Annotated in this window: 11 protein-coding genes; 10 read left to right on the top strand and 1 reads right to left on the bottom strand. The window is 69.1% G+C overall.

Features of this window, described 5'->3' with window-relative positions:
* Positions 1 to 49 precede the first annotated feature (49 nt).
* From rsmI to AC0KXF_RS08765, 10 genes are all read left to right on the top strand, one after another.
* Positions 50 to 883: a 16S rRNA (cytidine(1402)-2'-O)-methyltransferase gene (gene rsmI, locus AC0KXF_RS08810; protein ID WP_473108820.1), complete on the top strand. Its 834-nt coding sequence runs from the start codon at positions 50 to 52 to the stop codon at positions 881 to 883.
* On the top strand, positions 880 to 1368 hold the full coding sequence (locus tag AC0KXF_RS08805) for a hypothetical protein (RefSeq protein ID WP_473108819.1): 489 nt from the start codon (positions 880 to 882) through the stop codon (positions 1366 to 1368). Before rsmI ends, AC0KXF_RS08805 begins: the two co-directional genes overlap by 4 nt.
* 210 nt (positions 1369 to 1578) lie before the next feature.
* Complete coding sequence (locus AC0KXF_RS08800) at positions 1579 to 2514, top strand: FKBP-type peptidyl-prolyl cis-trans isomerase (protein WP_473108818.1); 936 nt, start codon at positions 1579 to 1581, stop codon at positions 2512 to 2514.
* An 89-nt stretch (positions 2515 to 2603) separates the two neighbouring features.
* Positions 2604 to 3695 carry a 1-deoxy-D-xylulose-5-phosphate reductoisomerase gene (gene dxr / locus AC0KXF_RS08795; protein ID WP_473108817.1) on the top strand — a complete coding sequence of 364 codons (1092 nt, stop codon included), beginning with the start codon at positions 2604 to 2606 and terminating at the stop codon, positions 3693 to 3695.
* 274 nt (positions 3696 to 3969) lie between these two features.
* Positions 3970 to 5457, top strand: coding sequence for a M50 family metallopeptidase (locus AC0KXF_RS08790; protein WP_473108816.1), 1488 nt, complete (start codon positions 3970 to 3972; stop codon positions 5455 to 5457).
* A gap of 32 nt (positions 5458 to 5489) precedes the next feature.
* A complete protein-coding gene (locus tag AC0KXF_RS08785; RefSeq protein ID WP_473108815.1) occupies positions 5490 to 6887 on the top strand; it encodes a M15 family metallopeptidase in 1398 nt (465 codons plus the stop codon).
* Positions 6888 to 6979: 92 nt separating this feature from the next.
* Positions 6980 to 8110 (top strand): flavodoxin-dependent (E)-4-hydroxy-3-methylbut-2-enyl-diphosphate synthase, encoded by a 1131-nt coding sequence (gene ispG / locus AC0KXF_RS08780; protein WP_473108851.1) that lies wholly within the window; start codon positions 6980 to 6982, stop codon positions 8108 to 8110.
* Positions 8111 to 8120: 10 nt separating this feature from the next.
* On the top strand, positions 8121 to 8591 hold the full coding sequence (locus tag AC0KXF_RS08775; protein WP_473108814.1) for an SRPBCC domain-containing protein: 471 nt from the start codon (positions 8121 to 8123) through the stop codon (positions 8589 to 8591).
* A 31-nt stretch (positions 8592 to 8622) separates the two neighbouring features.
* Positions 8623 to 9741: an LOG family protein gene (locus AC0KXF_RS08770; protein ID WP_473108813.1), complete on the top strand. Its 1119-nt coding sequence runs from the start codon at positions 8623 to 8625 to the stop codon at positions 9739 to 9741.
* Positions 9742 to 9803: 62 nt separating this feature from the next.
* Positions 9804 to 10766, top strand: a complete 963-nt coding sequence (locus AC0KXF_RS08765) for a GGDEF domain-containing protein (RefSeq protein ID WP_473108812.1) — start codon at positions 9804 to 9806, stop codon at positions 10764 to 10766.
* A gap of 29 nt (positions 10767 to 10795) precedes the next feature.
* Here AC0KXF_RS08765 and AC0KXF_RS08760 read toward each other — a convergent pair whose 3' ends face one another.
* The gene (locus AC0KXF_RS08760; protein ID WP_473108811.1) at positions 10796 to 13189 is read right to left on the bottom strand and encodes an ATP-binding cassette domain-containing protein; all 2394 of its coding nucleotides are present in this window, start codon (positions 13187 to 13189) and stop codon (positions 10796 to 10798) included.
* Between the last annotated feature and the right edge of the window lie 2 nt (positions 13190 to 13191).

Below are 13191 nucleotides of genomic sequence, written 5' to 3'. Positions count from 1 at the left end.
CCCCTGACAGCGGCGCTCCCTGTCAATCCGGCGGGGCTACGATTGACGCATGATCCTCCTCGCGGCAACGCCCATCGGCAACCTGGGGGACGCATCGGCCCGCCTCCGCGAGACGCTCGAGACGGCGACCGTGATCGCGGCCGAGGACACGCGCCACACCGCTCACCTGCTGCGCCTGCTCGGCATCGGCAACCGCCCCGAGCTGCTTGCGCTGCACGACCACAACGAGCACGAGAAGGCCGCGGCCCTCGTGGAGCGTGCGGCGGGCGAGGACGTCGTGCTCGTGAGCGACGCGGGCATGCCGACCGTCTCGGATCCCGGTTTCCGAGTGGTGCAGCTCGCGGCCGAGCGGGGCGTCGAGGTCAGCGCGATCCCCGGTCCCAGCGCGGTCATCACCGCGCTCGCCGTCGCCGGGCTCCCGACCGACCGCTTCGCGTTCGAAGGATTCCTGCCGCGCAAGGCGGGGGAGCGATCCCGCACGCTCGCGGCGCTCGCAGCCGAGCGCCGCACGCTCGTGTTCTTCGAGGCGCCGACTCGGCTCGCGGCCTCACTCATGGATCTCGCCGCCGCTTTCGGGGCGGATCGCCCCGGCGCCGTCTGCCGCGAGCTGACCAAGCTGCACGAGGAGGTGCGTCGGGGATCGCTCGGAGAGCTCGCCGAATGGGCCTCCGAGGGCGTGCGCGGCGAGATCGTGGTGGTGGTCGGCGGCGCACCCGAGGTGGCGGTGTCGGCCGAGACGGCACTCGCCGAGGTTCAGCAGCGCGTCGAGGAGGGCGAGCGGCTCAAAGACGCGACCCGCGCCGTCGCCGAGGCGACCGGGCTCTCGGCGCGCGAACTGTACGCTGCGGCGCTCGACGCCCGCACTGGAGGAGGACGAGCATGAGCCGGGAGACGGCGACCGAGCGCGGCCGGATGACGATCGAGCTGTGGCGGCTCGTGCTGCCCGTGCTGTGGTTCGGCATGGTCGCGGCGATCTCGTTCATTGAGGCTCCGCTCAAGTTCCAGGCGCCCGGCATCACGATTCCGCTGGGGCTCGGGATCGGGCGGCTCGTGTTCGCGGTGCTGAACCTCGTCGAGGCCGCGATCCTGCTCGCCTACACCCTGCTCTGCTTCTGGCCGGCAGCGACCCGTATCGCGGGAGCCCGCCTCTGGACGTGGATCGCTCTGCTGCTCGTGTTCGTGTTCAAGCTCACGGTGGTGCGGCCGCCGCTGAACGCGCGCACCGATCTCGTGCTGCAGGGGGCGGATCCGGGGCAGTCGCCGTGGCACTACGTCTACATCGTGTGCGACCTTGCCACCATGGTGCTGCTCGTCGTGGTCGCGATGGGCGCGGTCCGGGCGCTGCTGCCCCCGAAGCCGACGCGCTGAGCCGCGCCCCGCTCCGGTCGCCGCTCTCAGGTGACGGGCAGCCGGGTGCGAAATACTGAACCGGTTGCGCCAATACCTCATCAGGTGTCAGGAAGTCAGGTACTCGTGAAGCTCTCCTCCGTTCTCCTGCCCGCGGCTCTCGCCGGGGCTCTGCTCTTGTCCGGCTGTGCGGGGGGTGGTGCCGGGAAGGACTCCTCGGGAGCCGACTGCGTGCCCGCCGGCGACGCGAGCAAGAGCATCGCGGTGAAGGGTGACGTGGGTACGGACCTGGAGCTGACGTCGAAGACCCCTGTCTCCGTCGAGGACATGCAGCGGTCGGTGCTCAAGAAGGGTGAGGGCGACGTCGTCGAGAACGGGCAGAGCATCGGCGTCGCGATGACGATGTTCAACGGTTCCGACGGATCCGTGCTGCAGCAGTTCCCCGAGACCGCCGTGCCGTTCGACGAGGGACAGCTCGTGCCGTGGGCGAACGAGGGCATCCGCTGCGCGGTGCCGGGGGAGCAGTCCGCCATCGTCGCGCCCTACGCCGATGTGCTCGGCGACGTTCCGCCCGAGCAGAGCGGGATCGAGAACCTGAGCGAGGACGATTCGATCGTCGTCGTCATGCAGTTCGGCGAGGTCACCGACGGGCCGGCAGGGGAGCCGGGCACGCTCGAGCCCGACCAGCTGCTGAAGAAGGCGGAGGGCAAGGCGCAGAAGGCCCCCGAGGGGTTCCCGAGCGTGAAGCTCGCCGACGACGGATCCCCGACCATCACCATGCCCGAGGGCGTCGAGGCGCCCTCGGAGCTCGAGGTCGCCACGCTCATCGAGGGCGACGGCGAAGAGGTGCAGCCCGGCGACCGCGTCTACGTGCACTACCGCGGCGTGATCTGGCGCACCGGCGAGGAGTTCGACTCGAGCTGGAAGGGCGGGCAGCCCGTTCCGTTCCTCACGAATCAGGTGATTCCCGGGTTCACGAAGGCGCTCGAGGGGCAGAAGGTCGGCTCGCAGATCATCTCGGTCGTGCCGCCGGCCGAGGGCTACGGTGATCAGACCGAGGCGAGCCTCAAGCGCTCGAACCCCGACTTCGACGTCACGAACGACGACACCCTGGTCTTCGTGCTCGACATCCTCGGCACCGTGCACGCCGACGACTCGGCGAAGTAGCCCGCTACCCGCTCGCAGCCCCGCCCGCTCCCCTCGACAAGGAGCCGGCGGGGCTGCGTCGTCTCCGTCGAACCGACAGAATGGGAATCATGAAGCGCATCGTCATCCTCGGGTCCACCGGTTCGATCGGAGAGCAGGCGCTCGACGTCGTTCGCAAGAACCCCTCGAAGTTCCAGGTCGTCGGTCTGGTCGCGGGGTCGCAGGCGGATCGGGTTCGGGATCAGGCCGACGAGTTCAACGTCGAGCACACCGCGCTCGGCGCCGACGATGCAACGAGGCTGATCCGCGACGTACCCGCCGATGTCGTGCTCAACGGCATCACCGGCTCCATCGGCCTCGGCCCCACCATCGCCGCGCTCGAGGCCGGCCGCACGCTCGCGCTCGCCAACAAGGAGTCTCTCATCGTCGGCGGAGACCTCGTCACCGGGCTCGCGAAACCCGGACAGATCGTACCGGTCGACTCCGAGCACTCGGCGATCGCCCAGGCGCTGCGGTCGGGCAGCTCCGACGAGGTGCGGCGGCTCGTGCTCACCGCGTCCGGCGGGCCCTTCCGCGGCCGCAGCCGCGACTCGCTGCGCGACGTGACCCCGGAGCAGGCGCTCGCGCACCCCACCTGGAACATGGGGCGCGTCGTCACCACCAACTCGGCCACCCTCGTCAACAAGGGGCTCGAGGTGATCGAGGCGCACCTGCTCTTCGGCGTCTCCTACGGCGACATCGACGTGGTCGTGCACCCGCAGTCGATCGTGCACTCCATGGTCGAGTTCATCGACGGCTCGACGATCGCGCAGGCCTCCCCGCCCGATATGCGGCTGCCGATCGCGCTCGGCCTCAGCTGGCCGAACCGGGTCGGCAACGTCGGGGCACCGCTCGACTGGACCCGCGCGACCTCCTGGGAGTTCGAGCCGCTCGACACCGAGGCGTTCCCCGCCGTCGATCTCGCGAAGGAGGTCGGCCGGGCGCGGCGCACCTACCCGGCGGTCTACAACGCCGCGAACGAGGAGGCGGTCGAGGCGTTCCACACGGGCCGCATCGGCTTCCTCGACATCGTCGACACGGTGCGCGACGTGCTCGAGGCGCACAGCGCGCCCGAGCAGCTCACCCTCGAATCGCTCGCGGAGGCGGAGCGCTGGGCGCGCGATCGAGCCGAGAAGGTGATCGCGGCGCGATCCGCCCGCTGATCCTGCCGGTTCCCGCTCGCTGATCCTGCTGGTTCCCGCTGGCCGGCGGCATCGGTGCTAGCGTGCGGCATCGATTGCCTTCAGGCACAGATTGGCCTTCAAACACAGATTTTGCGGGACTCGATGTGTTTGAACGTCGATCTGTGCGCGGCGAATGAGACGACCGCGGGCGCGGGGTGCGGGCGCGGCGTGGTGCGGGGCGCGGGGGCAGCGGGGCGCGGGGAAAGCCCGCGGCTCCCCGAGATTCCACAGCGCGGCGCAGTAGCCTGAGCGGGTGATTGAGGTGCTGCTGTACGTGCTCGGGATCCTGATCGTGCTGGTCGGGCTCGCGGTCTCGATCGGCCTGCACGAGATCGGCCATCTGCTGCCCGCGAAGCTGTTCGGCGTGAAGGTGACGCAGTACATGGTCGGCTTCGGCAAGACCCTCTGGTCGCGCAAGAAGGGCGAGACGGAGTACGGAGTCAAAGCGATCCCGCTCGGCGGTTATGTCGCGATGATCGGCATGTATCCGCCTCAGAAGCCGGGGGATGCGGCGCGCGAATCGACGACCGGCTTCCTCAACACCGTGGTGGAGGAGCGACCGGCGCTCGGTCATCGATCCGGTACGAGCGATGCGGTCGCGGAGATCGAGCGGATCGGGGATCCCGAGCCCGCCGCGACGACCACCACCGAGACGCCCGCCGGCTCCCACCCGGGCGAGGCGCGTCGCGGCATCGCGGGGATGGTCGACGACGCCCGGATCGCGAGCGGTGAGACGATCGCCGCGGGCGAGGATCACCGCTCCTTCTACCGCCTGCCGGTCTGGAAGAAGATCGTGATCATGCTCGGCGGACCCCTCATGAACCTCGTGCTGGCGTTCGTGTTCTTCGGCATCGTGCTCGTGGGATTCGGCGTGCCGCAGTCGAGCACCACGCTCGGCAGCGTGAGCGAGTGCCTGCTGCCCGTGGGCAGCACCGCGACGTCGTGCAAGCAGGGCGACCCGGCGGCCCCCGCGGCCGCTGCGGGGATGCTGCCCGGCGACCGGATCCTGGAGGTGAACGGGACGAGCATCGACAGCTGGGAACAGTTCCGCGGTATCGTCGCGGACGCTCCGGGGCAGAGCCTCCGCGTGCTGATCGAGCGCGACGGGGCCGAGCGCGCACTCTCCCTGACGCCGCAGCCGAACGCCCGCATCGTCGTCGACGGAGCGGGACAGCCCGTGCTCGATGCGCAGGGCGACCCGGTCACCGAGACGGTCGGCATGATCGGAGCCATCGCCGCGACCGAGACCGTCTCGCAACCCGTCACCGCCGTGCCTGCGTTCGTCGGCGAGAACGTGCAGCAGGTCGCCGGGGTGATCGTGCGATTGCCGCAGCGCATGGTCGACATCTGGAACGCCGCGTTCGGAGCAGAGGAGCGAGACCCGAACGGACCCATGAGCGTGGTCGGCGTGGGTCGGCTCGCGGGCGAGATCGTGAGTCTCGACGAAGCCCCGATCGCCACGCGCGCGTCGGGTGTCATCGGGCTGCTGGGATCCCTCAACGTCGCTCTCTTCGTCTTCAACCTAGTGCCGCTCATGCCGCTCGACGGCGGTCACGTCGCCGGCGCGCTGTACGAGGGCGCGAAGCGCGGGATCGCGCGGATCCGGCGCAAACCGGATCCGGGCCCCGTCGACACCGCTCGCATGGTTCCGGTGACCTTCGTGGTGGTGGTCGCGCTCGGCGCCATGTCGCTGCTGCTCATGTACGCCGACATCGTGAAACCGGTCTCGTTCTTCGGGTGAGGGCGCTCGCGGCTGCTCTTAGACTGGATCGCGTGAACGAGCAGAGCAACACCCCGTCCGTGCTCGACCCCGAATCGGAGCCGCGCCCGCGCCGGAGCAGACGCCGGAACTGGGTCTGGGGCCTTGCGACGCTCGCCGCCGTGCTCGTCCTGGCGGTGGGCGTTGCCGGGACGGTCCGCTGGATCGATGAGCGAGGCGCCCGAGAGGAGTACCGGGCGGCAGTCGAGCGCTGGGATGCGTCGACGGAGGATGCTGCCCATGCTCGTCTGAGTGAAGCACTCGACGGCCTCGACAGTGAGACGGCCGCGGCGCAGGCGCTCTCCGAGGCGCTGCCGGAGCCCCTGGTCGGAACGGAGGCGAAGACCGCGCTCGACGGGGCCGTGGCCTCAGCGCGAGAGGCGGCCGAGCAGCACGACGTCGCGGTCGAGAGCGAGAGCCCGGTGCGGAGCAGCGATCCCCGGAGCCCCGACGAGTTCAGGGCCGCCGCTCAAGAGATCGAAGCGGCGCTCGAGGAGCGCGCCGGTGAGGAGCGGACCGCCGAGGCCTCCCTTGCCGTCGTGACCGAGCAGCGGTCAGCGGTCGTGAGCGCCGCCGACACTGCAGTGGAGGCTCTGGCCGCGGCGGCGGCCCAGCAGGCGGAGTCTCTGACGGAGGCCTCGCCGGAGGCGAGACAGGCACTCGAAGAAGCGAGCGGAGCCGTGGTCGCTGCCGCGCTCCCGGACGCAGCCGCGTCCGCGGCGGCTCTCACCGCCGCGTTCGAGACGGTGAGAACCGAGCACGACGCGGCCATGGCCGCTGCTGCCGAGGAAGCCGAGAAGGCGCAGGAGGAAGCCCGAGCAGGAGCGGACTCCGGTGACCCCGCCTCGATCACGGTCGTGGTGAACAAGCAGCGGCCGCTGAACCCGATCTCCTGGGAACCGGGCGACCTGCGCATGCCCGCCGGGATCCCGAACACCAACGGACAACCGGTGCGCGCCGAAGCCGCGACCGCGCTCGAATCGATGTACGCCGAGGCCTCGGCTGCGGGGCTGCCGTTCACGATCACGAGCGCCTACCGCAGCTACGGCCTGCAGGTGTCGTTGTTCGAGAGCTACGCCGCGCGCGACGGCGTCGCGGCCGCCGAGGCCTATTCGGCCAGACCGGGGCACTCCGAGCATCAGACGGGGCTGGCCGTCGACCTCGACGACGGCTCAGGATGCGCGTTCGAGAGCTGCTTCGGCGAAACGGCAACGGGGCAGTGGCTGCGCGAGAACGCGCACCGCTTCGGTTTCATCCTGCGCTACGACGCCGGTCAGGGGCCGGTGGTCGGTTTCATCTACGAGCCCTGGCACTTCCGATACATCGGTACGCAGGTGGCAGGCGACATGCACGAGCGCGGGATCAAGAATCTCGAGGAGTACTTCGGGCTGCCCGCCGCGCCAAACTACTGAGGCCCGCGGAGCCCACCCCGCTCGAGCTCATCATCGGGCGGCGCACAGCGGGCAGCGGTAGACTCTCGTGCGTGGCAGCAGTGAATCTAGGAATGCCGAAGGTCCCCGAGGTCCTCGCCCCCAGGCGCAAGTCCCGGCAGATCAAGGTCGGTTCGGTGATGGTGGGCGGCGACGCCCCCGTCTCGGTGCAGTCGATGACCACGACGCCCACCACCGATATCAACGCGACCCTGCAGCAGATCGCCGAGCTGACGGCGTCGGGGTGCGACATCGTGCGTGTGGCCTGCCCGTCGCGCGACGACGCCGAGGCGCTGCCCATCATCGCGAAGAAGAGCCAGATCCCGGTGATCGCCGACATCCACTTCCAGCCGAACTACGTCTACGCGGCCATCGACGCCGGCTGCGCGGCAGTGCGCGTCAACCCCGGTAACATCCGCAAATTCGATGATCAGGTCGGTGAGATCGCGAGGCGCGCCAAGGCTGCGGGAGTTTCAATCCGCATCGGCGTGAATGCCGGCTCGCTCGATCCTCGTCTGCTGCAGAAGTACGGCAAGGCCACCCCCGAGGCGCTCGTCGAGAGCGCGGTCTGGGAGGCATCGCTCTTCGAGGAGCACGACTTCCACGATTTCAAGATCTCGGTCAAGCACAACGACCCGATCGTCATGGTGAAGGCCTACCGTCAGCTCGCCGAGCGCGGCGACTGGCCGCTGCACCTCGGTGTGACCGAGGCCGGGCCCGCCTTCCAGGGCACCATCAAGAGCGCCACCGCGTTCGGCATCCTGCTCTCCGAGGGCATCGGCGACACGATCCGCGTCTCGCTCTCGGCGCCTCCCGTCGAGGAGGTGAAGGTCGGCCTGCAGATCCTGCAGTCGCTCAACCTGCGCGAGCGCAAGCTCGAGATCGTGTCGTGCCCCTCGTGCGGCCGTGCTCAGGTCGATGTGTACACGCTCGCCGATGAGGTCACGAAGGGCCTCGAGGGCATGAGCGTGCCGCTGCGGGTGGCGGTGATGGGCTGCGTCGTCAACGGTCCGGGTGAGGCCCGCGAGGCCGATCTCGGTGTGGCGAGCGGCAACGGCAAGGGTCAGATCTTCGTGAAGGGCGAGGTCATCAAGACCGTCCCCGAGGGCGAGATCGTCGCCACGCTCATCGAGGAGGCGAACCGGATCGCCGACGAGATGGGCCACACGGCCGGCACGGGCGCGCCCGAGGTCATCACGGTCTGAGGCCCGCATCATGCCGCGCACAGACACCGCCGCCCGCGAGGTCGCCGTTGCGCCGAACCGCGTCTACGCCGCGTTCGTCGACCCCGACGCACTGCTCGTCTGGTTGCCGCCGGCCGGCATGCGCGCCACCTTCGAGCGGTTCGATGCGCGGCCGGGCGGCTCGTACCGGATGGTGCTGAGCTATAAGGATCCCGCCGCTTCGCCCGGCAAGCGCGGCGACGGCACCGATGCGGTGGAGGCGCGCTTCGTCGAACTCGTTCCCGGTGAGCGCGTGGTGCAGGATATCGACTTCGAGTCGCCCGATCCGGCTTACCGCGGCACCATGCGGATGACGTGGCGAGTGTCGGCCGGAACCGGAGGCCCGAACAGCAGCCGGGTCGAGATCCGGGCGGAGAACGTACCATCGGGGATCTCCGCGGCGGAGCACGCGGTCGGCCTTGCATCGTCGCTCGCCAATCTCGCGAGGATGCTCGAGACCTGAGCCGCGCCTCGCGACCTCTAGACTCGAGAGCATGACTGAGGGGCGAGCGGAAGAGGAACTGGACGCGCTGCGGGGGCGGATCGCCGAGCTGCTCGACGAGGCCGGAGTGCGAGGGCAGCGCAAGCTGATCACCCAGCTGGTCGAGACGAGCGTCGGTCTCGGGCAGGACGGCACGAACCGTGCGAATCTCAAGCTGTCGGCGGCGGCCCTGACGGAGATGCGACGCGCGTTCCGCATCTTCGCGGCCCACGACGGCACCCCCAAGGTCACGATCTTCGGCTCGGCCCGCACGCGACTCGGGGATCCTCTCTGGGAGCAGGCCGAGGCCGTGGCAGAGGGCCTGGCCGAACTCGGCTGGATGCTGGTGACCGGCGCGGGGCCGGGCATCATGGAGGCCGCGGCGAGGGGTGCGGGCCCGGCGCAATCGCTGGGCGTCTCGATCCGGCTGCCCTTCGAGGAGAAGCCGAACGACATGATCAACCAGGACGGCAACCACGTCGCGATGAAGTACTTCTTCACGCGCAAGCTCATGCTGGTCAAGGAGTCGAGCGGTTTCGTCTGCCTGCCGGGCGGGTTCGGTACGCTCGACGAGACCTTCGAGCTGCTGACGCTGCAGCAGACGGGCAAGATGGCGCCCACGCCGATCGTGCTGCTCGACCGTCCCGGAGGTACATTCTGGCGCGGATTCGAAGGGTTCGTGCGGGAGCAGCTCGCCGAGTACGGCATGGTGTCGGCCGGTGATCTCGACCGGGTGCTCATCACCGACTCGGTCGATGCCGCGGTCTCGGAGATCGCGGGATTTTGGAGCAACTACGATTCTCTGCGCTGGGTGCCGGATCGCGGCTCGGCAGGGGCGAGCCCCGGTAGGCCGGCGCCGCCTGCGGCGGGGGTGCGGTACGACCGTCTCGTGCTGCGGCTGCGCACGGCTCCGAACGAGCAGCAGATCGCGGAGCTGAACGAGCGCTTCGCCGACCTGATCGAGAGCGGACGCATCGAGCTCGCCGATCCTGCGCCCGAGGAGGCGGCGGATCGGGATCGCCTCGAGCTGGCCCGGATCTCGTTCGTGCCGAAGCCGCGCGCGATCGGATCTCTGCACACTCTGATCCGCGCGTGCAATGAGCTCGCCGCGAAGAATCATGCGGTCACATAGACTGGAGTTGATATACAGCTGTGTGAGGGGTGCGGGTGGTCAGATCGGGAGATGCTGAAGGCGTGCTCGCGTGGATTCGCAAGCGGAGCACGATGTACTCGATCGCTACGGCGACCCTCTGCTCAGTGTTCACCGTGCTGCTGTTCTCCGACCTGTTCCTGCCGGGCGGACCTCGGCTCGGCTACCCGATCGCGGTCGCGCTCATGCTCCTGTCAGCCGTCGCCGCCTTCGTGTTTCTCGTGCTGGGCGACAGGCTCGGATTCTGGCCGGCCCTCGCGGTCGCCACCGCCAATGGCGTCATGATGGTGCTCGATTTCACCCTGCTGCGCGTGCCGACCAACACCATCGGATCCTTGATCCAGCTGCCGGTGCTGGCGCTCTACCTCGGCGTCTTCTTGCGCCCGCTCGCGGCGCGGGTCATGGAGGCCGGCGTGCTACTGGCCGTGCTCTCCGCCGCTGTGCTGGGGCACACGGGAACCGACGTCTTCTACGGGGGGAGGAACCTGCTCAAGACCATGGTCTTCGTCTGGGTCTGTCTTGAAGCAGGGATCTACGCTCGGAAACGATTCAGGAGCGAGACCCATGTCGACAGCCTGACCGGCCTGCTGAACCGGAAGGGCCTCCTCGACCGCGCCTACGTCGAGCGTGCGCGCGCCAGCCGGAATGAGCGCCCGATCAGCGTCGCGATGATCGATCTCGATCGTTTCAAGCAGATCAACGACACCCGGGGCCACAGCGCCGGCGACCACGTGCTGCGCGCTCTGGCGGGGCAGTGGAAGACGCGGTTGCGCGAGAGCGACATCATCGCGCGGCTCGGCGGCGACGAGTTCGTGGTCGTGCTGCCCGACACCGACGCCGAGACGGGGCGCGGCGTCATGGAGCGCCTCAACGGGCACTCCTCGCACCCCTGGTCGTGGGGCCTCGTCGAGTGGCGGGCCGACGAGGAGCTTTCCCACGCGATCGCCAACGCCGATGGCGAGATGTATCGGGACAAGGCGGCGCGCCGGGGTCCGACGGAACGATAGCCCGCCAGAGCGGGAGGGCCACGGTCCGGTCAGCCCGCCACGTACTCGGCCAGGTGCTCGCCCGTGAGCGTCGACCTCGCCTCGACCAGCTCGCGCGGCGAACCCTCGAACACGATCGTGCCGCCCTGCTGGCCGGCCCCGGGCCCGATGTCGATGATCCAGTCGGCGTGCGCCATGACGGCCTGGTGATGCTCGATCACGATCACGCTCTTGCCGGCGTCGACGAGGCGATCGAGAAGTTCGAGCAGCTGCTCGACGTCCGCGAGATGCAGGCCGGTGGTGGGCTCGTCGAGCACGTAGACCTCGGCGTCGTCGATCATGTGGATGGCGAGCTTGAGGCGCTGCCGCTCGCCGCCCGAGAGCGTCGAGAGCGGCTGCCCGAGCTTCAGGTAGCCGATGCCGACGTCGACGAGGCGGTCGAGGATCTTGGCGGCCTTCGGGATCTTCGCCTCAGCACCGGCGTCGGAGCGCCCCGAGAAGAACTCGCGAGCCTCCGACATCGACAGGTCGAGCACCTCGGCGATGTTCTTGCCGCCGAGGGTGTACTGCAGCACCTCGGAATCGTATCGCTTGCCGTCGCAGACCTGGCAGACGCTCTCCATCGTGGCCATCATGCCGAGATCGGTGTAGATGATGCCCGCGCCCTTGCACTCGGGGCATGCGCCTTCGGAGTTGGCGCTGAAGAGCGCGGGCTTGACGCCGTTCGCCTTCGCGAAGGCGGTGCGCACGGGATCGAGCAGGCCCGTGTACGTGGCGGGGTTGGAGCGGCGCGAACCCTTGATCGCCCCCTGATCGACGGCGACGACCCCCTCGCGGTTCGAGACGTAGCCGTGGATGAGCGAGCTCTTGCCCGAGCCGGCGACGCCCGTGACCGCGCACAGCACGCCGAGCGGCACGTCCACGTCGACGTTCTGCAGGTTGTGGTGATCCGCCCCGCGCACCTCGATGGAGCCGGTCGCCGAGCGCACGCTCTCCTTGAGCTGCGCCCGGTCGTCGAGGTGCTTGCCGGTGAGGGTCTCCGAGGCGCGCAGCGCCTCGACCGTGCCCTCGAAGCAGATCTCGCCGCCGTTCGTGCCGGCCCGGGGGCCGAGATCGACGACGTGGTCTGCGATCGCGATCATCTCGGGCTTGTGCTCGACCACCAGCACCGTGTTGCCCTTGTCGCGCAGCTTGAGCAGCAGCTGGTTCATACGCTGGATGTCGTGCGGGTGCAGGCCGACGGATGGCTCGTCGAACACGTAGGTGGCGTCGGTGATGGGGGATCCGAGGTGGCGGATCATCTTGGTGCGCTGGGACTCGCCGCCCGAGAGCGTGCCCGTCGGCCGGTCGAGGCTGAGGTAGCCGAGACCGATCTGCACGAAGGAGTCGAGCGTATCGCTGAGCTTGCCGATGAGCGGCGCCATGCCGGGATCGTGGATGCTCCGCACCCACTCGGCGAGGTCCGAGATCTGCATCGCGCACACGTCGGCGATCGACCGGCCGTCGATCTTCGAGGATCGGGCCGTGGCGTTGAGACGCGTGCCGTCGCACTCGGGGCAGGGGCGGAAGACGATCGCCCGATCCACGAACGCCCGGATATGAGGCTGCATGGCCTCGCGATCCTTCGAGAGCATCGACTTCTGAATGCGGGGGATGAGGCCCTCGTAGGTGAGGTTCACCCCCTCGACCTTGATCTTGGTCGGTTCCTTGCGCAGCAGATCGTCGAGCTCCTGCTCGGTGAAGTCGCGGATCGGCTTGTCCATGTCGAAGAGATCGGAGAAGAGGCGCCCCCACCAGCCGTCCATGCTGTAGCCGGGCACCTTCAGCGCGCCCTCCGACAGCGACTTGTCGGCGTCGTAGAGCTCGTCGAGCGCGAAGTCGCTCACGGTGCCCCGCCCCTCGCAGGTCGCGCACATGCCGCCCAGCACTTCGAAGCTGCGGCGCTCCTTGACCTTCTTGCCGCCCTTCTCGAGCGTGACGGCCCCCGCCCCGCTCACCGACGCCACGTTGAAGGAGAACGCGTTGGGAGAGCCGATGTGCGGCCGCCCGAGTCGCGAGAAGACGATGCGGAGCATGGCGTTCACATCGGTCGCGGTGCCCACGGTCGAGCGGGGGTTCGCCCCCATGCGCTCCTGGTCGACGATGATCGCGGTCGTGAGCCCCTCGAGCACGTCGACGTCGGGTCGCGACTGCGAGGGCATGAACCCCTGCACGAACGCGCTGTACGTCTCGTTGATGAGGCGCTGGGACTCGGCGGCGATCGTGCTGAACACGAGCGAGCTCTTGCCGGAGCCGGAGACACCGGTGAAGACGGTGAGCCTGCGCTTCGGCAGGTCGACGCTCACGTTCTTCAGGTTGTGCTCGCGGGCGCCTTGCACGCGGATGCGATCGTGGCTGTCGGCAGGGTGGGTCGAAGGCTGCGGTGCGGCGTGCTCGTCGGTCATGG

The sequence above is a fragment of the Leucobacter holotrichiae genome, from assembly GCF_055791005.1.
The sequence above is the reverse complement of the archived record's forward strand: the minus strand, read 5'-3'. Positions and strand labels throughout refer to the sequence as shown.

Bases quoted from the DNA above. Each gene is read 5' to 3' on its own strand.
- rsmI (WP_473108820.1), top strand. From the start codon at position 50: ATGATCCTCCTCGCGGCAACGCCCATCGGCAACCTGGGGGACGCATCG.
- AC0KXF_RS08770 (WP_473108813.1), top strand. From the start codon at position 8,623: ATGACTGAGGGGCGAGCGGAAGAGGAACTGGACGCGCTGCGGGGGCGG.
- AC0KXF_RS08775 (WP_473108814.1), top strand. From the start codon at position 8,121: ATGCCGCGCACAGACACCGCCGCCCGCGAGGTCGCCGTTGCGCCGAAC.
- AC0KXF_RS08760 (WP_473108811.1), bottom strand. From the start codon at position 13,189: ATGACCGACGAGCACGCCGCACCGCAGCCTTCGACCCACCCTGCCGAC.
- ispG (WP_473108851.1), top strand. From the start codon at position 6,980: ATGCCGAAGGTCCCCGAGGTCCTCGCCCCCAGGCGCAAGTCCCGGCAG.
- AC0KXF_RS08805 (WP_473108819.1), top strand. From the start codon at position 880: ATGAGCCGGGAGACGGCGACCGAGCGCGGCCGGATGACGATCGAGCTG.
- dxr (WP_473108817.1), top strand. From the start codon at position 2,604: ATGAAGCGCATCGTCATCCTCGGGTCCACCGGTTCGATCGGAGAGCAG.